Here is a 19870-nt window from a genome sequence, read left to right as displayed (position 1 = left end):
ATGGGACGCTTCCCTGCGGCTGTTCGGCCGCGGGCTTGATTCAGGCCGAGCTTGCGCGGCACTGGAACGGGCCCCGGGTCGTTGACCGCCGACGCGGGCGCAAGGGGGTGCCGAACCGGTGCCGCGATCAGCAGCGAGGAACCGGCGGCGTGAACGACAGATCCGGCAAGTCCATCGCACCGTCGCCGGCGGCGCTCGCCGGCGCCGTCTCGCCCGGCCCGGTCCACGAGCGCTACGAGGCGCTGGTCGGCACCGGCGCCATCGAGCGCGATCCGGCCCAGGCGCACTTGGTGCGCGCCCTCGACCGGCTGGTCCTCGACCTTCAGCGCCGCAAGCGGGCCAGCAAGACGAGCGCCCTGGGATGGCTGTTCCGGCGCAAGGACGAGGCCGAGGCGATCAGGGGCCTCTACATCTGGGGCTCGGTCGGGCGCGGGAAGACCATGCTGATGGACCTGTTCCACGAGGCGGCGCCGGAGCCGAAAAGACGGGTCCATTTCCACGGCTTCCTCGCCGACGCGCACGAGCGCATCCACGCCTACCGGCAGGCGCTGAAGGCCGGCACCGTCAAGGGCGACGATCCGATCGGCCCGGTGGCCGACCAGCTCGCCGACGAGGCGACCCTGCTGTGCTTCGACGAGTTCACCGTCACCGACATCGCCGACGCGATGATCCTGGGGCGCCTGTTCAACCACCTGTTCCGGCGCGGCGTCACCGTCGTCGCGACCTCGAACGTCGAGCCGGACCGGCTCTACGAGGGCGGCCTCAACCGGGCGCTGTTCCTGCCCTTCGTGGCGACCCTCAAGGAGCGCGTCGACGTCGTCCGGCTCGATTCCCGGACCGATTTCCGGCTCGAGAAGCTCGGCGGCGCGGCCGTCTACCATGTGCCGGCCGACGCGGCGGCGCGCGCGGCCCTCGATGCCGCCTTCAAGGCCCTGACCGGAAAGGCCCGCGGCCTCCCGACGACGGTCACGGTCCACGGCCGGGCCGTGGCGGTTCCGGAGCAGGCGACCGGGGTAGCCCGGTTCGGCTTCGACGATCTGTGCCGCCAGCCCCTCGGCGCCTCCGACTACATGGCGCTCGCCCGCGCCTACCACACGGTGATCCTGGACGGGATCCCGGTGATGGGGGAGGCGGAGCGGAACGAGGCCAAGCGCTTCATCACGCTGGTCGACACGCTCTACGACCGGCACGTGAAGCTCGTCGCCTCCGCGGCGGCGGAAGCGCAGGACCTCTACACCGCCCAGACCGGCCGCGAGGCCTTCGAGTTCGACCGGACCGTCTCGCGCCTGATCGAGATGCGCTCGCGGGAGTATCTCGGCCAGCCGCACGGCCGGCCGGACTCCGAGGCGTCGGGCGCCAGCACCGGGCTGGTGGAGACGTGAGCGCCCCGTCGCGTGCCGGATCGATCTTCGGGCTGCGTCGGCGCAACTGGCGCGGCGCCGGCCCGCTGGGCTGGCTCCTGGGCTCCCCGGCGGCCTTCCTCCTGCTGATCGTCGCCCTGGGCAGCGGCACGGCCAACTACGTGACCGGCGAGACCGATCGGGCCGCGACCGCCCGGGCGAACGCGACGATCGCCGGGATCGAGCGCCTGATCTCCGAGGTCAAGGACCTGGAGACGGGCGAGCGCGGCTTCGTGCTGGTCGGCAGCGAGGATTACCTCCGCCCGTACACGACTGCCCTCACCAAGATCGACACGGAGCTGACCGGCCTCGGCGCGGCCGCGCAGGACCCGGTGCGGGCCGGCGGTCCGTCGCTGGCCGGGCTGATCGCGCAGAAGCGCGATTTCGCCGCCCGGGTGGTCGAGGCGCGGCGGAACCAGGGCTTCGACGCCGCCATCGACCTCGTCCGGACCGGCGAGGGCAAGCGCCTGATGGACGCGATCCGCGCCGAGGCGGCGGCCCGCCAGGCCGCGACCCTCGAGCAGCTCGCCACCCTGCAGGCGCGCGAGGGCTGGCGCGGGCTCCTGCTCTTCCTGACCTCCGCCGCGGCGGCCCTCGGGGCGATCGTGCTGCTCGCGCGCCTCGCCCTGGTGCGACGGCAGGAATCCCTGCGCATGTCGCGCCTCCTCGACGGCGTGCTCGCCAACGCGCCGGTGGGGCTCGGTTTCCTCGACCGCGACCTGAAGATCCGGCACATGAACCGGGCCCTCGCCACGATGAGCGAGCGCGGCTTCGGGGCCGATCTCGGCGCGCCGATCTGGGCCATGCTCCCGACGCTGCGGGAGGAGCTGGCGCCGAAGCTGGCCGCGGCCCTGACGGAAGGCCTGGTCTCGCCGAACGTGCCGGTCGCGGTGCCGACCCCCTCGGCGCCGGGCGGCGTGCGGCACTTCTCGATGAGCTTCTACCCGCTTCGGGGCGAGGAGAGCGCGGCGGCCGATCAGAGTGTCGAGGGCGTCGGCCTCGTGGTGGTCGACGAGACCATCCGCCACCTCGCGGAGGCCCGGCTCCGGCGGAGCGAGGAGCGCTTCCGCTCGCTGATCGAGGCGAGCGCCGCCATCGTCTGGACCGCCAACCCGGAAGGGAGCCTCCACCGCCGTCAGACCGCCTGGACGCGCTTCACCGGCCAGGACGAGGCCGCCTACGCGGGGCTCGGCTTCCTCGACGCGATTCACCCGGACGACCGTGCGCACACCCGCGCCGCGTGGACCCGCGCGGTCACCAGCCTGGAACCCTACGCCACCGAGCACCGGATGCGCGCCGCCTCCGGCGCCTACCGGCACATGAGCGTGCGGGCCGTCCCGATCCTCGAACCCGACGGCACCCTGCGGGAGTGGGTCGGGACCCACACGGACATCACCGAGCGCAAGGAGGCCGAGGCCGCGATCGAGGCGGCGCGCGCGGCCGCCGAGGCCGCCAACGCGGCCAAGAGCCAGTTCCTGGCCAATATGAGCCACGAGTTGCGCACCCCGCTCTCGGCGGTGATCGGCTATTCCGAGATGGTGCAGGAGGAGCTCGAGGATATCGGCGAGGCCGATCTCGTCACCGACATGAAGAAGATCGAGACCAACGCCCGCCACCTGCTCGGCCTGATCAACGACGTGCTCGACATCTCGAAGATCGAGGCCGACCGGGTCGAGATCTACGCCGAGGACTTCGAGGTCGCCGCCGTGGTGCAGGAGGTGGCGGTGACGGTCGAGGGACTCGTCGCCAAGAAGGGCAACACGCTGGCGCTCGAGCTGGAGCCGGGTCTGGGCAGCGCCCACACCGACGTCACCAAGCTGCGCCAGTGCCTGATCAACCTCCTGAGCAACGCGGCGAAGTTCACCGAGGACGGTCGCATCACCCTGGCGGTCACCCGCGCCGACGGCGCGCTACGCTTCGCCGTGACCGACACCGGCATCGGCATGACGCAGGAGCAGCTCGGCAAGCTGTTCGAGCGGTTCACCCAGGCCGACGCCTCCACGACGCGGCGGTTCGGCGGCACCGGGCTCGGGCTCGCGATCACCCGGGCCTTCGCCGAGATGCTGGGCGGCGCGATCGCGGTCGAGAGCCGGGACGGGGCCGGCACGACCTTCACGCTGACGCTGCCGGCACGCTTCGAGACCGGCGCGGGCGAGGACGCGGGCCCGGCCGCCTCGGATCCCGGAGAGCGGGGGACGATCCTGGTGGTCGACGACGACGCCGCGACCCGCGATCTGCTGGCGCGCTTCCTGGAGCGCGAGGGCTTCGCGGTGACGGTCGCCGAGGACGGGCGGCGCGGGCTCGATCTCGCCCGCAGCCTGCATCCTCGGGCCGTGCTCCTCGACGTCACCATGCCGCAGATGGACGGATGGGCGGTGCTGCGGGCGATCCGGGCCGATCCCGAGATCGGCGCGACGCCGATCGTGATGGTGACGGTTCTGGACGAGCAGAATCTCGCCTTCTCCCTCGGCGCCACCGACTACCTGCAGAAGCCGCTCGACTGGGGCAGCCTGCGCCAGATCGTCGAGCGCTTCCGGCCCGCCTCCGGCGACGGCGCGATCCTCGTGGTCGAGGACGAGGCCGACGTGCGCGACCACGTCTGCGCCTATCTCGCGCGCGAGGGCTTCCCGGTCCGCGAGGCGGAGAACGGTCTGCGCGCCCTCGAATCCCTGGAGGCCGAACGGCCGTCCCTCATCCTCCTCGACCTGATGATGCCGGAGATGGACGGCTTCGCGTTTCTCCGGGCGCTCCGGGCCCGCCCGGACAGCCGCGACGTGCCGGTGGTGGTGCTCACCGCCAAGGACATCACGGCCGAGGATCGCCGCCGTCTGGCCGGTCAGGCCGACCGCGTGCTCGCCAAGGGCTCGACCGGCCTCAACGAGCTCGCCCGCGAGCTGCGCGCCCTGATCCCGGCGACCGAGGACACGGCCGGACCGCGAACCTTGCCCGTCTGAGCGCCCGCGGAGGACGGGCGGTATCGGCCCCGGGTCAGGGACGGGTGCCGCGTCAGAGGCCCCGGAACGCCAGCATCAGCGCGCCGACGGCGATCCCCCACAGGGCCAGCGTCGACCAGATCGCGCGGTAGCGTTCGTTGCGGGCGAAGCGCTCCAGCCGGCGGGCGTCGCCCGTGCCGGCCTCGTCGAGGCGGACCAGCACGCGCTTCAACCGCATGGCGAGGTCCGGAATGTCACCGACGACGTCGGAGATGACCTTGAGCGCTTCCAGGCCGCTCTGCGCCCGGCCGACCGGCCCCATGTTCCGGGCGATCCAGGCGCGCACGACCGGCTCGGCCGTGGTCCACATGTCGAGACGCGGGTCGAGGGAGCGGGCGACGCCCTCCACCACCACCATGGTCTTCTGGAGCATCACCAGCTCGGTGCGGGTGCTCATGTCGAACAGGGCCGTGACGTCGAACAGCAGGGTCAGGACCTTGGCCATCGAGATCTCGTCGGCCCGGCGCTGGTGGATCGGCTCGCCGATCGCGCGGATCGCCTGCGCGAAATCCTCCACGGAGTGGTGGGCCGGCACGTAGCCCGCCTCGAAGTGGACCTTCGCCACCCGGCGATAGTCGCGCAGGATGAAGCCCAGGAGGATCTCGGCGAGGAAGCGGCGCTCGTTCGGGCCGAGGCGGCCCATGATGCCGAAATCGACCGCCACGAGACGGCCCTCGGCGTCGACCAGCAGGTTCCCCTGGTGCATGTCGGCGTGGAAGAAGCCGTCGCGGATCGCGTGCCGCAGGAAGCTCTGGATGACGGTCCGCCCGATGGTCTGCGGATCGTGCCCTTGGGCGGCGAGCTCCGCGGCGCTGTGCAGGCGGGTGCCCTCGATCCACTCGGCCGACAGCACCTCGCGGGCGGTCAGCTCCCATTCCGGCTTCGGCACGCGGAAGTCGGGATCGTCCTTGGTGTTCTCGGCGAGTTCGGAGGCGGCCGCCGCCTCCAGGCGGAAATCCATCTCCATCAGCACCGAGCGCGCGAGGATCTCCACCACCTCGCGCGGCCGCAGCCGCTCCGCCTGCGGGGACAGGGCGTGCACCACCCGGGCCATGAAGCGCATGACCTCGAGGTCGCGCATGAAGCGCTCGCGGACGCCGGGCCGCATCACCTTCACGGCGAGGGCGCGCTGCGTGCCGTCGGGATCCTGCACGATCGCCTTGTGGACCTGCGCGATCGAGGCGGCCGCGATCGGCTCGCTGAACGAGACGAACAGCGCGCTCACGGGCTTGCCGAGGGCGGCCTCGACCGTGCGGAGCGCGACCGCCTGCGGGAAGGGCGGCACCCGGTCCTGCAGCTTCTCCAGGTCGAAGGCGGCGCGCATCCCGACGATGTCGGGCCGCGTCGCCAGGAACTGGCCGAACTTGACGTAGGACGGGCCGAGGCGCGTCATGGCCGCCGACAGCCGGGCGGCCCCGTCGTCGAGGCCAGGCCGCTCGAGGGAGCGGCCGATCCGCAGGGCGAGCCGCAGGTGCGGCGGCAGCTCGGAGGGATCGGCGAAGGCGAGGGCGCCCTCGCGGGCCAGCACGAAGCCGACCCGGGCGCCGCGGAACAGGTTGACGGCAGCGCTGATCACCGGTGCTGGCTCCCGTCGCGCGCGGGGGCGCTCAAGAGACCTTCCAGCCCGAATGGATCGCCACGATCCCGCCCGTGAGCGCCCGGTCGGTGACGTGCCGGAAGCCCGCGCGCTCGATCATGCCCGCGAAGGCGCCGCGGGTCGGGAACTTCCGGATCGACTCCACGAGGTAGCGGTAGGACTCGGCGTCCCCGGCCACCCGGGCGCCGATGCGCGGGATCACGTTGAACGAGTAGGCGTCGTAGATGCGGTCGAGCAGCGGGATGTCGACGGCGGAGAATTCCAGGCAGAGGAAGCGCCCGCCGGGCTTCAGCACGCGCCGCGCCTCGGCGAGGGCCGTCTCGATCCGCGGCACGTTCCGGATGCCGAAGGCGATCGTGTAGGCGTCGAAGGACGCGTCGGGCAGCGGCAGGGCCTCGGCGTTGCCGGTCACGAAGGCGATCCGGTCGCCGGCCTCGTCGACCCTGCGCTCCCGCGCCCGCTCGGCGCCGACCCGCAGCATCGACTCGTTGATGTCGAGGACGGTGACGCGGGTGCGCGGACCGCCGGCGGCCAGCACGCGGAACGCCACGTCGCCGGTCCCGCCGGCGACGTCGAGATGCGCGAAGGCGCGGTTCTGCGGCGGTCGCAGCATCGAGACGAGCTGCGCCTTCCAGGCCCGGTGCAGGCCCGCCGACATCAGGTCGTTCATGATGTCGTAGCGGCGGGCGACCGAGTGGAAGACGCTGTCGACGCGCCCCTGCTTCTCGTCGAGCGCCACGCGCTCGAAGCCGAAATCCGCGCTCGCGCGCTCAGACGCCCCGTCTCCGGCCTTCATGACGCTCCCAATCCTCGATGGGCGCGTCATAGCGAAGGTCGCGCCCGACCGCCATGCGTCGAAACAGGCGGCTGGGGATCGGACCCGGTGCTGCGACGCGCCGAAGGGGTGTCTCAGCCGACCCGGGCGCGGAGCGCGTCCGCCACGGCGCCGGCCATGGCGCGCGTGCCCATCGGGTTGACACCGGCGCCGGCGATGTCGGCGGTGCGCGCGCCGCCCGCGAGGGCGTCGGTGATGGCGCCGTCGAGGGCGTCGGCGGCGTCGCCGAGGCCGAAGGAGTAGCGCAGGCACATGGCGAGCGAGCCGATCATGGCGATCGGGTTGGCCTTGTCCTGGCCGGCGATGTCGGGGGCCGAGCCGTGGACCGGCTCGTAGAGCGCCCGCCGCAGGCCGCTCGCGTCGACCGCCCCGAGGGAGGCCGAGGGCAGCATGCCGAGGGAGCCGGTGAGCATGGCGGCGATGTCGGAGAGCACGTCGCCGAACAGGTTGTCGGTCACCAGCACGTCGAACTGCTTCGGCCGGCGCACCAGCTGCATGGCGCAGTTATCGGCCAGGATGTGCTCCAGCTGCAGGTCGGCGTAGTGCTCGGCGTGCACCCTGGTGACGACCTCCTTCCAGAGGACGCCCGACTTCATCACGTTGTGCTTCTCGGCCGAGGCGACCCGGCCCGAGCGCTTGCCCGCGAGGTCGAAGGCCACGTGGGCGATCCGCTCGATCTCGGCCGTCGTGTAGACCTGGGTGTCGACCGCCCGCTTGGAGCCGTCCTCCAGCGTGGTGATCTCCTTCGGCTCGCCGAAATAGACGCCGCCGGTCAGCTCCCGGACGATCATGATGTCGAGCCCCTCGACCAGCTCGCGCTTCAGCGCCGAGGCCTCGGCCAGGGCCGGGTAGCAGATCGCCGGGCGCAGGTTGGCGAAGAGGTCCAGCTCCTTGCGCAGGCGCAGCAGGCCGGCCTCGGGGCGGTTCTCGTAGGCGACGCCGGCCCATTTCGGTCCGCCGACCGCGCCGAGCAGGATCGCGTCCGCGTCCTTGGCGCGCTGCAGGGTCGCGTCCGCCAGCGGGACGCCGTGCGCGTCGATGGCGCAGCCGCCGACGAGGTCGGTCTCGGTCTCGAAGGTCGCGAGACCGGTCTCCTTGAGGGTGTCGAGCACCACCTGCATGCCGCCGGCGACCTCCGGGCCGATCCCGTCGCCGGGGAGGAGGAGGAGCTTGTAGCTGGCCATGACGGTCTCGCGGGTTCGGTCTCGACGTGCCGGCGGGCTTTATCGAGGCTGCACCGTCATTGGCAAGCATCGGCGTCCAGCATCGGCGTCCCGCATCGGCCGGGCGCCCGCCCGCGCACCGGGGGGATCGCGCCCCCGCGATCAGAGCATCGCGACCCGGCCGGTGCCGATGTCGTAGAAGCCGCCCACGACCTTCACGCGCCCGGCGGCGACGGCCTCCGCGAGGATGGGCCCGGCCTGTTGCAGGCGCCGGACACTGTGCCGAACGTTCTGGGCGATGGCCTCGGCCAGGGGATCCTGCGCCCGCGCCTTCTCGGCCAGGTCCACCGCCGGGCGAATCGCGTCGATCAGTACGGGGAGATGACCGGGAAGGGTCGCGTCGGTCTTCATGACGTCGATCGTCGCCTTCACGGCCCCGCAATCGGAGTGGCCGAGCACGAGGATCAGCGGCGCCCCGAGTACCGACACGCCGTATTCCAGGCTGGCGAGGCCGTCGGTGGTGACGAAGTTGCCGGCGACGCGGACGACGAACAGATCGCCCGGTCCCTGGTCGAAGATGAAGTCCGGGGCGACCCGGGCGTCGGCGCAGCCGACGATGCAGGCGATCGGGTACTGCGCCGCGGCGCGCGCGGCGCGACCGGCCGCGAAGTCCCGATTCGCCGGCGTGTTGGCCACGTAGCGGCCGTTGCCGTCGCGCAGTCGCGTCAGGGCCGCCTCGGGCGTGATGGCGTTCGATCGCGCCCCGTCGAGGGCCGCCTCGGCGCGCCGGATCCCGGCGGAAGCCCCCATCGCGGTACCGGCCGCCGCGGCCGCCAGCAGGCCGCGCCGGGAGAGAGAGGGTCGATGCAGATCGCACACGGTGGACGGTCCCCTTCGCATCTGAGGCCGGCCAGGCCCGGCGGACCGCTCGCTTCGGCAGCGCTGAGACAAGCACTGCGAGTCGTATCCCGGCGCGTTCTTCACCACAGAGTCCAAACTTTGCAGGAAATCCTGGACCTGAGGCCGGGCGCGGGGCATCCCTCCGGTCCGGATCCGGCTGAACCGGGGCACGGATGTTGGACGATCATTTCCGGGATCGGATCGCTCTGCTTCGATCCGAGCGCGGTTTCCGCCCGGCGGTCGCCGGTTACTGCCGGGGCATGATCGAGCCGGCGCAGATAGTTTGGCCCAGCCACAAGCTGCTCAACCAGATCGGGCGCTACGTGGTCTCGTTCATGCTGATCCACAACGACTACGCGTGGCGTCACCACGGCGGCCCCCGCCCCACCCTGACGGCCCTGCAGGCCATGGTGGGATCGAGCCCGCGGCAGACGGCCGGCTTCGTGTCGGCGCTGAAGGCCGGACGCTTCGTCACCGCGGTGGCGGACCGCGGCGACGGGCGGGTGAAATGCCTGCAGGCCGCGCCGGCCCTCGTCACCGAGATCGCGCGCAGCGGGCGCCTGTTCGTCGCCGCCATGGACGCCGTCGAGCGCCGCGACCCCGGCCGCGCCGGGACGCTCGACGGCCCGGACCGGCTCGGGGAACTGGTCCGCCGGTCGGCCGCCCACGTGCTGCGGCACGGCACGCTCATCGCCCCGTTCCCGCGGGTGCTCAAGTTCGCCGGTCGGGACTGCGGCTACCCGCTGCTCACCGCCCTCGTCGGGGCCCACTACGCCGTCACGGTGCCCGGAGCGCCGGCGGCGGTCTCGCTCAGCCTGCGCGGCCTCGCCGAGCGGCTGGACGTGTCGCGGGCCCATATCGGCAATCTGCTCGGCGAGGCTGAGGCGGCGGGATGGATCCGGATCACCGACGGCCGCCTGACAGCCCTCGATCCGACGCTGCTGGCGGAATTCGAGGCCTGGGCCGCCGGGCAGATGCTGTTCTACGACGATCTCGCGGCGGCGATCCTCGCAGCGCCGCCGGCCGCGACCGTCCCGGCCCGCGCGTCCTGACGCCGGTCTCGCTTGTGTTCCGGCCGCTGCGGGGATACCTACGGGCGGCACCGCGCCGTGAGACCGTCCCGCGCGGGCCGCCGACAGGAGAGACGAGCCTTGGCCAGAGCCGGCTCAGCGACCGAGACCGCCCGCGCCGCCTCTACGGCGCTTCGGTCCCGTGCGCGCCGCTCCGGGCTCCTTCTTCCGCTCCTGCTTACCCGCCCCTGAGGGCCGTCCGGGCGCGCGCCTGGGCCTTCAGGGGAGTTCTTTCATTCGCGAATCCGCCCGCGAGGGCACCACGCCGCGCCGCGCCATCCCGTGCCGGGCGGCCCGCGACAGGGTAATGCCATGACCACGACCAGCACCGCCTCCGCCCGCGACCGGATCCTGATCTTCGACACCACGCTGCGCGACGGCGAGCAGTGCCCCGGCGCCACCATGACCTTCGACGAGAAGCTCGCGGTGGCCGAGTTGCTCGACACGATGGGCGTCGACATCATCGAGGCCGGGTTCCCCATCGCGTCGAACGGCGATTTCGAGGCGGTCTCCGAGATCGCCCGCCGGACCAAGCGCGCGACCATCGCGGGCCTCGCCCGCGCCATCCCCGCCGACATCGCCCGGGCCGGCGAGGCCGTGCGCCACGCCAAGCGCGCGCGGATCCACACCTTCGTGTCGACCTCGCCGATCCATCTCGCGCACCAGATGCGCAAGAGCCAGGACGAGGTCGTCGAGATCATCCTGAAGACCGTGGCCCAGGCCCGCGACCTCGTCGAGGACGTGGAGTGGTCGGCGATGGACGCGACCCGCACGCCGCTCGACTACCTGTGCCGCTGCGTCGAGGCGGCGATCAAGGCCGGCGCCACGACGATCAACCTCCCCGATACGGTCGGCTACGCCACGCCGTCGGAGTACCGCGACATGTTCGCGAACGTCCGCGCGCGCGTGCCGAACGCCGACAAGGCCGTGTTCTCGGTCCATTGCCACAACGACCTGGGCCTCGCGATCGCCAATTCCCTGGCGGGCATCGAGGGCGGCGCCCGGCAGGTCGAGTGCACGATCAACGGCATCGGCGAGCGGGCCGGCAACGCCGCGCTCGAGGAGATCGTGATGGCGCTGCGCACCCGCGCGGACGTGCTGCCCTACGAGACCGGCGTCGAATCGACCATGCTGACCCGCGCCTCGAAGCTCGTGAGCCACGCCACGAACTTCCCGGTGCAGTTCAACAAGGCGATCGTCGGCCGCAACGCCTTCGCGCACGAGAGCGGCATCCACCAGGACGGCATGCTCAAGAACGCCGAGACCTACGAGATCATGACGCCCGCTTCGGTCGGGCTGACCAAGACCTCCCTGGTGATGGGCAAGCATTCCGGCCGGGCGGCCTTCCGCTCCAAGCTGGAGGATCTCGGCCTGCACCTGTCCGACAACCAGTTCCAGGACGCCTTCGACCGCTTCAAGGCCTTGGCCGACCGGAAGAAGCACGTCTACGACGAGGACATCGAGGCGCTGGTCGACGAGAACCTCGCCACGGCCCACGACCGGATCCGGCTGGTCTCCCTGTCGGTGATCGCCGGCACCCGCGGCCCGCAGCGCGCGACTTTGCGGATCGCCGACGAGACCGGCACGCGGATCGAGGAGGCGGACGGCAACGGGCCGGTGGACGCGGTGTTCAACGCGATCTCGGCGCTGGTCCCGCACCAGGCGCAGCTGGAGCTCTACCAGGTCCATGCCGTGACCGGCGGCACGGACGCGCAGGCGGAGGTCTCGGTGCGCCTGCGCGACGGCGAGCGCAGCGTCACCGCGCGCGGCGCCGATCCGGACACGCTGGTGGCGTCCGCGAAGGCGTATCTCTCGGCGCTGAACAAGCTGTCGGCCCATTCCGTGCGCGTGCATGCACAGCATGCGGCGGCGGAATGAGAAAAAGCTGCGGCCGGGGCTGGACAGGCCCCGGCCGCGTTGGTATCAGCCCGCCACCCCGGACGGACTTGGTGGCCACCGGGCGGTCGCAGACGCGATCGGGCGCATAGCTCAGTTGGTAGAGCAGCTGACTCTTAATCAGCGGGTCCTAGGTTCGAACCCTAGTGCGCCCACCAAGACTTAGCCTACTTCCTGCTTACCGGATCACGATCCCGGTGAGCGCATGGTAAGCAGGGCGAACCGGTAAGCCCCCCTCTCTGCCTCCCGAACCGCTCTGCGGTCAGCCAGCCTCGACGCGCTTCCTCGGCTCGCGGTAGCGTCGCTTCATGAGCGATGGCCACGATCCGATCAGCGAAGCTGTTGCGGCGCTTCGAGCCCGCGGCACACCGTGGGGCCATGGACAGGCGGGCTGCCCTGTTGGCCGGTCGACGGCGAGACGCTGACGGACGGCGACCTGCTCGCCCTCGCTGTGCGGGTCGGCCTCATGGACTCGACGACGACCACGCTGCAATTGGCCGGCCCATGGCCAGAGAACCCCCGCCCGTCACCGAACTGCGCAAGGCCGCCGAGGTGACCGATCAGGATATCGACGCCGCGGTCGACGCCGTGCTCGCGGATCTGGCAACCGAGGCCTAGCCGCTCGCGAAGGGCTGGACGCTCGACCTCGTCGAGACGCTCCGCACCGACGCGCGCGCCGCCGAGGCGCTGACCACCGAAAAGCCGGCCTGGAAGCGCAACATGGTCCGGACCACGATCCTGTTGGCCCATCCGGTGAAAGAATGAGCGAGACCGATCCGAGCGCCGACCGCGCGGCGACCATCGAACGTCTCTCCGAGCGGCTGAGTGGCTTCGTGCAGGGAATCGGGATGAGCGGCGCGGACGCGCGCGAGATTATTGACCGCGTGATCGCGTCCGACCCTCAAGCCGGGGACGGCGACCTGATGGCGAAGGCGCGCACCTGGATGTTGATCGCGCTGGGATAGCGGCATGGACGCCGCCGCCGACCCGATCATGAAGGCGGTGACCGCGCTTCGGGCCGCCGGCGTCGCAGTGGCGCCGATCGGCGACGAAATCGACCGCTAGCACTGCCGTCCGCTGGTGCCCCAGTCCGGAAGTTCCGCGACGTCCGCTACGGGTGGTTTGCTGCTGGTCCGCTGTTGGACGGCAACCGCATCGAAGCAGACGTCGCTCTTCGGTCTCTGTCTCAGACATCCCGATTGTTGAAGGCCGTTCGTGACCCTCCCGCGGCCGTCTCGCGTCCAGGCAACGAACAAGATGGATGCTCGATTGGATTTTGAATGAGTCGGCCCTGGACTCTCCGACGATAGATCGGCGGATGTCGGCTCGGATAGCGGCAAGGCAATTCGCCGAGTGCGCATGAACGTGGTGTGGCAGATGCGCGTGGCTGACAGGTGCTGCTGAAGACACGCCGGATTGTATCGGTCGCGTCCCAGCCGCCTCAAGTTGCAGCAAATCAACTTCCGGGCGATCGAATGTCCCGCGCCATCAACTTTAAGCAAAGTCCTAGACGCTGACGTCAATTATTGGGCCGTTTACTGTGATATCTTAATTTCTAGATTGTTTCCGAATCCAAGTTGATCTGACATCCGTATTATTGCTCATGAGATTGCCGCAGAAGCGGCATGTTGAGCCAGAAAGATAGAGCCCCATGTCCTCGATCACCCTGTCGGCCGCCACGCGCCAGAACCTGCTGTCGCTGCAGGACACCGCCCAGCTGATGGCGACCACGCAGAACCGCCTCGCCACCGGCAAGACGGTCAACTCCGCCCTCGACAACCCGACCAACTTCTTCACCTCTCAGGCCCTCGACGGCCGCTCCTCGAGCCTGAACTCGCTCCTCGACGGCGTCTCCAACGGCATCCAGTCGATCCAGGCCGCCAACCAGGGCATCACCTCGATCCAGAAGCTCGTGGACCAGGCCAAGTCGATCGCCAACCAGGCGCTCTCGACCCAGCTCTCCACCACCGGCACCGCCGCCAACGCCTACAGCGCCAGCACCGCCTCCCAGACGGTCCTGCTGACGATCAACGGCACCTCGGTCTCCGCCACGGTCGCCGCCTCCTCGAGCATCAGCGCCACCGTCGCGGCCCTGAACTCTGCGGTCAGCTCGGCCTCGACCGCGTCGAGCGGCTCGTTCGGCGCCGGCGCGATCTTCTCGGTCGACAGCACCGGCACCAAGATCGTCCTGAACGCCCAGGCGGACGTCGAATTCCAGAACTCCGGCAGCCAGACGGCGCTCGGCTTCACCGCCTCGGCCACCACCGCCTCGACCTACGGCACCGCCGCCAGCACCGTCGTCTCCAGCGACCTGTCGATCTCGGGCGTGACGCAGCGCGCCTCGCTGGCGAACCAGTACAACAACCTGCTCAACCAGATCACGCAGCTCGCCGGCGACGCCAGCTACAACGGCGTCAACCTCATTGCCGGCAAGGGCAATGACTTGAACATCAAGTTCAACAACACCGGCAGCTCGACCCTCAACGTCGCCTCGGTCGACGCCACGGCGAGCGGTCTCGGTCTGTCGTCGATCACCAGCTCGAACAACTCGTCGAGCCAGAACGGTCTCGGCAACTTCCTGCTGAACTCGGACGTCAACAAGACCCTGGCGACCCTGACCAGCGCCGGCAACACGCTGAACTCCGCGGCGAGCTCCCTGGGCTCGAACCTGTCGGTCGTTCAGAACCGTCAGGACTTCTCCAAGCAGCTGATCAACGTGCTGAGCACGGGTTCGGCCAACCTGACGAACGCCGACCTGAACCAGGAAGCGGCGAACTCGCAGGCGCTGTCGACCCGTCAGTCGATGGGCATCTCGGCCCTGTCGCTGGCCAACTCCGCCCAGCAGGGCGTCCTCCAGCTCCTGCGGTAAGCAACCGTCTTTTCAACTAATGAGGTGGCCGGAGCTCTGCTCCGGCCGCTTTCGATCGAGCGCACATCATGCAAGCGCGCGCGGGTAAAAGCGAAACTGTCATGACCGACTGCCGAACGATCACTCAGCTTCGTCGGGAGCTGGCATCGACAAATTCGACTCGCTCGACAATTGCCAAGTGAGGGCTTGCAGAGCTTCGTGCCAAAATACAATCAGATCAGGACCGCAGAAATTCCCCGATTGAAAAATTTCGAGATAACGCGGATCTTCTCGGCGTGACTTTAGGGCCCGACACGTGAGCACCACTCTGCCAGCAAGGTCGGCTTCTGGGCTTCCGACAGGCTAGGGGTCGCGGCTGGACCGGGTTGAAACCGGACTGCGACCTTCGCCGACCGCGAGCGGAGGCTTGTGGCACCTCGCCGCGTGCCGCGGACTCGTCGTGGACGGCGACTCACGCTAGCCCGGCGTCATGCCGAAGGTCCCATCGTCTCGACGCGCCCGGCCGCGTTTGGACCCTCGCCCTGGCGTGCTGGCGGCGCAGACGTCCGAACCGTCGACCGCCACTGAGTTGGTAGAGCGTGTGGGCATTCCCGGCCGAAAGCCCGGGAGACACCCCGCCGTCGCGCTGGCGCGGCTACAGGCTGACGGCCGCGCGGCCAGCGAGCTGAACCGGAATGTCGCCCGGTGACGTGCTGCGCATCGAGGAGTGCCCTCGATGTCTGCCAACGGACCACCCCGCTCCCGAACTCTTGCGAGCCCATGCCTCAGGCGCTCGCCGCCGGAGCTTCATCGTTCAATATCGTCGCAAGGACGGGATCAATGGAGTCTGGGTAATTTGCAGCCCGTGTGACTACGTCTTCGAGGACGCATTTTTCGACGTAGGCTTCCACTTGCTTGCTGAGGGATACCCCATTGACCCTGGCCAGATGCTCGATGGCCCTGCGCAAATCGTCGCGCACATGAAACGAGATGCTGTTGCGTCGCCGCTCGTGCACAGCGAGTCGTGGGCGGCCAGGCCGACGCGTCGGCTGTTCAGTAGGCGTCGTTGACATGTAGGGCTCGCTGCGCGCGCTGTCCGGATCAGGATCGCTGCTGGGATGACGGAACGCGCGGCATCGGCGAGACCCGATGCAGGAGGGACAGCCCGCTCGGCGCAGGCTGTCAGCGCGCAGGGTTGGAGCCGACCTTGAACGGTCGACGCTCAGCTGGGCCGGGCGCGCGGATCGAATGACAGGCAGCTGGGTCGCTCTGCCCCGGCCGTCATGTCCATCAAGGAGACTGCTCTTACCGCAGGAGCTGGAGGACGCCCTGCTGGGCGGAGTTGGCCAGCGACAGGGCCGAGATGCCCATCGACTGACGGGTCGACAGCGCCTGCGAGTTCGCCGCCTCCTGGTTCAGGTCGGCGTTCGTCAGGTTGGCCGAACCCGTGCTCAGCACGTTGACCAGCTGCTTGGAGAAGTCCTGGCGGTTCTGAACGACCGACAGGTTCGAGCCCAGCGTGCTCGCCGCGGAGTTCAGGCTTGCGTCGGCTTTGGTCAGGGTGGCCAGCGTCTTGTTGACGTCCGAGTTCAGCAGGAAGTTGCCGAGACCGTTCTGGCTGGTCGAGCTGTTCGAGTTGGTGATCGAGGTCAGGCCGAGGCCGTTCGAGGTCGCGTCGACCGAGGCGACGTTGAGGTTGGAGCTGCCGGTGTCGTTGAACTTGATGTTCATGTCATTGCCCTTGCCGGCAATGAGGTTGACGCCGTTGTAGCTGGCGTCGCCGGCGAGCTGCGTGATCTGGTTGAGCAGGTTGTTGTACTGGTTCGCCAGCGAGGCGCGCTGGGCCGTGCCCGAGATCGACAGGTCGCTGGAGACGACAGTGCTGGCGGCGGTGCCGTAGGTCGAGGCGGTGGTCGCCGAGGCGGTGAAGCCGAGCGCCGTCTGGCTGCCGGAGTTCTGAAATTCGACGTCCGCCTGGGCGTTCAGGACGATCTTGGTGCCGGTGCTGTCGGCCGAGAAGATCGCGCCGGCGCCGAAGGCGCCGCTCGACGCGGTCGAGGCCGAGCTGACCGCGGCGTTGAGCGCGGCCACCGTCGCGCTGATGCTCGAGGAGGCGTTGATGGTGGCGGAGACCGAGCTGCCGTTGATCGTCAGCAGGACTGTCTGGGAGGCGGTGCTGGCGCTGTAGGCGCTGGCGGCGGTGCCGGTGGTGGAGAGCTGGGTCGAGAGCGCCTGGTTGGCGATCGACTTGGCCTGGCTGACCAGCTTCTGGATCGAGGTGATGCCCTGGTTGGCGGCCTGGATCGACTGGATGCCGTTGGAGATGCCGTCGAGGAGCGAGTTCAGGCTCGAGGAGCGGCCGTCGAGGGCCTGAGAGGTGAAGAAGTTGGTCGGGTTGTCGAGGGCGGAGTTGACCGTCTTGCCGGTGGCGAGGCGGTTCTGCGTGGTCGCCATCAACTGGGCGGTATCCTGCAGCGAGAGCAGGTTCTGGCGCGTGGCGGCCGACAGGGTGATGGAGGACATGAACTGTTTACTTCCTGGCTGGTTCCACCGATTCGCGGTGAAAGCATTAACCAGAGCCGCGGGTTTACCCTGGGTTAATCACAGACACATTTCAGCAAAGTTTTGTCGGCTGAAACAGGACTGACAGGCGCGAGCCAACATCTTAGCCACTTACGATAAATCAGAAGCCGATGGATTTTACCACTGGTTGCAATTTTGATCATAAATGATCGACCCTGATTCAGCGTCGATCCGCGCCACTGCTACTGTCGCCGCTCCCAACGACCACTCTTCAGATCTTGAATCTGACCAAGGTCAAACAGAGCCGAGTGGAGCCCCTCGCCAATCACCGACAGACGGGGTCACGTCGACCGCATCTTGCAGTGCAGGCAGACTGATGGCTCAGTGGTCAGCGAGCTGCCCCGGAACGTCACCCGGTGGCGCTCCGCGGCGGCGGCGCGCCACGCTTCGACGCTGCTCTAGTCAGGCGAGATAACCCTCGACGAGGTTTGGCGTTTCTGGATCTACGCTTTTCCTGCGGTTCGAGCGGCCGAGCGGTTGACGTGACGGCTCTGCAAGCTTGTAGCGATGGCAGATCGTCTCTCCGAATAGCCGGGAGCCACCATCGGGTAGTCGTAAGGAGGCCCCACTTCGCCCGGTACGTCTCCGGGGTCAGGCCAATCAGTCCTTCAAAGGATCAGGTTTCTGACCGTCTGGAAGCATCTGCTTGAGCCTGTCGCGCACCACTTCCGCGCTGAAGGGCTTGCCGACGAAATGCGCCCCCTCCGGCATCTCGCCGGGACCAGGCTTATGACGCCCCGAGGCTACCAGAATGCTCACGTGAGGCCAGTGTTGGGCAGTCTCGCGTGCCAGCCCGAAGCCATCCATCGCTCCCGGCATATTCACGTCGGTGAAGAGGACGACGATCGAGACATGGTGCCCGTGTAGCACCGCTAGGGCTTCCTCGGCGTTCTCGGCCTCGAAGGTCCGAAATCCCGCATCCTCCAAGATGTCGAGCGCGGTCATGCGGACCAGCACGTCATCGTCGACAACGAGGGCGTAGGGCCGACGATCTGTTGGACTCGGATCCATGCCCTGCCTGCGGCCTGAGGTGGTCGTGGCCACTGGCCCGACAATCTGCATTTGAAGACGCGCGATTGACTACGAAGGGCCCGCACTTCCGATCTAGGTAATCATGCCTGATCCTACGTCAGAGCGGGTTGGCGGCTGATCTGTGGGACGGCGGGAAGCGCGTCTTCCGCGGGCGCTGCACCGGATCCCTCAACGGTGTTGATCAGATCGGCTTCAGAGACTTGGCGTCCGTCTGGATCGCGCACAGTGATGTCACTGTACCCCTTGGCCAAAAAATCTCGCAGCTTCTTAAGCGCCCAGTCTGCAGTCGGGATTGACAGATCACGCTGCCATCAGCTCGCATGCCACGGACTTCATAGACGAGGCGTGCGTTCATCATACATCAATCCCAGCCGCGCCTAGTATCGCGCGCTGCTTCATGATGCTGATGCGATATGTGCGGATGGCTTGATCTAAGTCGCTCGCGCCAGGATCGCTCCCATTGCGGAGGGTCGCCGCCGTTATAGCAAGGGCTTCAATCACCTGTTCGTCCAGCGCAATTGTCAGCGCAATTCGGCGATGAAGGCGATCGGCCCGGATATCGGTAGTTCTTTTTGGCTCCGACATAGCTGCCCAACGGCTATTTGGGGCAATTGTTCGCGGTGAAAATGCGATGGAGCGCTATCAGACATTTCTGAGTGAAGGGCACGAAGAAGCCCGCGCCGGGGCCGGGCGGGCCTTTCTAGATTCAAGCCTCGGGGGATGTGGGGCCGAATCTGGGTCAATGATAACGCGTTCGTCAGCGATGGAAGCCCCGCGCGGCGGTGCCGGCGGGGCTGGAGGAAGCGCGCGCAGATGATGGCGCTCAGCGGCTACTTGCTGCTGCCGCCACCGCCGCCGCCCTGAGGAACAGCGCGCTCAGGCTGGTTGGCATTCCCGGCGGACGACGAGCTGTTAGAAATCGTGTCGGCCGGCTGCCCGGTTGGTGAAGCCGTCACGGCGCCATTGCTACCGGTCGTGCTGTTCTGCGGCGCGACTACGCCCGGCGCGCCAGGAGCGGAGGGTGTAGCGGGAGTCGCCGCGGGAGCCTGTGCAGAGGCCCCGCCTGCGAGGAGGCTGAAGACGGCGGCGGCTGCGAGAACGCGATGGCGCATGAGACCCTTCCTTCGAGTTGAAGGCTGACAAACGCGCTCGCTTGAGAGTTGGTTCGATAGCACGAAGCCAAGGCAGGCTCGAAAGAGCCCCGCGCGGCCGGGCCGGCGGGGCTTCGATGGCGCTATCTTAATTCGCAGCAGCCCTTTGCGCCTCCTCGACCACCCGCACGACTTCCGCGGCGGCCGGGACCTTCTCGGGCTGGAGGATCGACGGGGTCATCTTCAGCATAGACACCACCTCGACGAGAGCTCCGATCTGATCCGGGCCGAACTCCTTCAATCCCCTGGATAAGCACCGCAGGAGCTTCTCGCCGGCGTCGACCTTGGACACGAATGCATCTGGCTGCCTGATATTATGAAGCGCCATGTTGGCGAAGGTCGAGCAACTTCGAGCTGATCGGCGTTCAGGTCCAGCTTCTTGATATCCTCTGGGGCTGGGCG

The 19870-nt window shown here is 68.7% G+C and carries 13 protein-coding genes, 1 tRNA gene and 1 pseudogene; 7 read left to right on the top strand and 8 right to left on the bottom strand.

Annotated elements, in window-relative coordinates:
- The first annotated feature begins 149 nt into the window (after positions 1-149).
- Both zapE and J3A75_RS18855 read left to right on the top strand, forming a co-directional pair.
- A complete protein-coding gene (gene zapE, locus J3A75_RS18860) occupies positions 150-1382 on the top strand; it encodes a cell division protein ZapE (protein WP_024829764.1) in 1233 nt (410 codons plus the stop codon).
- Positions 1379-4354: a response regulator gene (locus J3A75_RS18855; RefSeq protein ID WP_199825844.1), complete on the top strand. Its 2976-nt coding sequence runs from the start codon at positions 1379-1381 to the stop codon at positions 4352-4354. The genes zapE and J3A75_RS18855 overlap by 4 nt, the downstream gene beginning before the upstream one ends.
- A gap of 52 nt (positions 4355-4406) precedes the next feature.
- Here J3A75_RS18855 and ubiB read toward each other — a convergent pair whose 3' ends face one another.
- The 4 genes from ubiB to J3A75_RS18835 form a co-directional block, all read right to left on the bottom strand.
- A complete protein-coding gene (ubiB, locus tag J3A75_RS18850) occupies positions 4407-5969 on the bottom strand; it encodes a 2-polyprenylphenol 6-hydroxylase (RefSeq protein ID WP_043073869.1) in 1563 nt (520 codons plus the stop codon).
- Between the two features lie 31 nt (positions 5970-6000).
- Positions 6001-6786 carry a bifunctional demethylmenaquinone methyltransferase/2-methoxy-6-polyprenyl-1,4-benzoquinol methylase UbiE gene (ubiE, locus tag J3A75_RS18845; protein ID WP_012319623.1) on the bottom strand — a complete coding sequence of 262 codons (786 nt, stop codon included), beginning with the start codon at positions 6784-6786 and terminating at the stop codon, positions 6001-6003.
- Positions 6787-6899: 113 nt separating this feature from the next.
- Positions 6900-8009, bottom strand: coding sequence for a 3-isopropylmalate dehydrogenase (gene leuB, locus J3A75_RS18840; protein ID WP_070999658.1), 1110 nt, complete (start codon positions 8007-8009; stop codon positions 6900-6902).
- A 141-nt stretch (positions 8010-8150) separates the two neighbouring features.
- Complete coding sequence (locus J3A75_RS18835) at positions 8151-8888, bottom strand: carbonic anhydrase (RefSeq protein ID WP_012319621.1); 738 nt, start codon at positions 8886-8888, stop codon at positions 8151-8153.
- Between the two features lie 260 nt (positions 8889-9148).
- Between J3A75_RS18835 and J3A75_RS18830 the strand changes: the two genes are divergently transcribed.
- The 5 genes from J3A75_RS18830 (at position 9149) to J3A75_RS18805 (ending at position 14723) form a co-directional block, all read left to right on the top strand.
- Positions 9149-9940 carry a hypothetical protein gene (locus J3A75_RS18830; RefSeq protein ID WP_029360599.1) on the top strand — a complete coding sequence of 264 codons (792 nt, stop codon included), beginning with the start codon at positions 9149-9151 and terminating at the stop codon, positions 9938-9940.
- Positions 9941-10270: 330 nt separating this feature from the next.
- Entirely contained in the window at positions 10271-11836 is a 1566-nt protein-coding gene (locus tag J3A75_RS18825) for a 2-isopropylmalate synthase (protein WP_012319619.1), read from the top strand.
- 100 nt (positions 11837-11936) lie between these two features.
- Positions 11937-12012: transfer RNA gene (locus tag J3A75_RS18820), tRNA-Lys, on the top strand.
- A 603-nt stretch (positions 12013-12615) separates the two neighbouring features.
- Complete coding sequence (locus tag J3A75_RS18810) at positions 12616-12819, top strand: hypothetical protein (RefSeq protein WP_012319471.1); 204 nt, start codon at positions 12616-12618, stop codon at positions 12817-12819.
- A gap of 686 nt (positions 12820-13505) precedes the next feature.
- The gene (locus J3A75_RS18805; protein WP_070999578.1) at positions 13506-14723 is read left to right on the top strand and encodes a flagellin; all 1218 of its coding nucleotides are present in this window, start codon (positions 13506-13508) and stop codon (positions 14721-14723) included.
- A 1284-nt stretch (positions 14724-16007) separates the two neighbouring features.
- Here J3A75_RS18805 and J3A75_RS18800 read toward each other — a convergent pair.
- The 4 genes and pseudogenes from J3A75_RS18800 to J3A75_RS18790 all read right to left on the bottom strand — a co-directional run bounded on the left by J3A75_RS18800 (position 16008) and on the right by J3A75_RS18790 (position 19760).
- Entirely contained in the window at positions 16008-17225 is a 1218-nt protein-coding gene (locus J3A75_RS18800) for a flagellin (protein ID WP_209650678.1), read from the bottom strand.
- 503 nt (positions 17226-17728) lie between these two features.
- Positions 17729-17883: pseudogene (locus J3A75_RS36595) on the bottom strand (MucR family transcriptional regulator); the annotation flags it as partial.
- Positions 17884-17885: 2 nt separating this feature from the next.
- Positions 17886-18296 (bottom strand): response regulator, encoded by a 411-nt coding sequence (locus tag J3A75_RS18795; protein ID WP_043073785.1) that lies wholly within the window; start codon positions 18294-18296, stop codon positions 17886-17888.
- A gap of 1260 nt (positions 18297-19556) precedes the next feature.
- Entirely contained in the window at positions 19557-19760 is a 204-nt protein-coding gene (locus J3A75_RS18790; protein WP_053621627.1) for a hypothetical protein, read from the bottom strand.
- Between the last annotated feature and the right edge of the window lie 110 nt (positions 19761-19870).

The organism is Methylobacterium sp. PvP105, from assembly GCF_017876975.1.
In the GTDB taxonomy this organism is placed as follows: Bacteria; Pseudomonadota; Alphaproteobacteria; order Rhizobiales; family Beijerinckiaceae; genus Methylobacterium; species Methylobacterium radiotolerans.
This window is presented reverse-complemented; position numbering and strand designations above follow the sequence as displayed.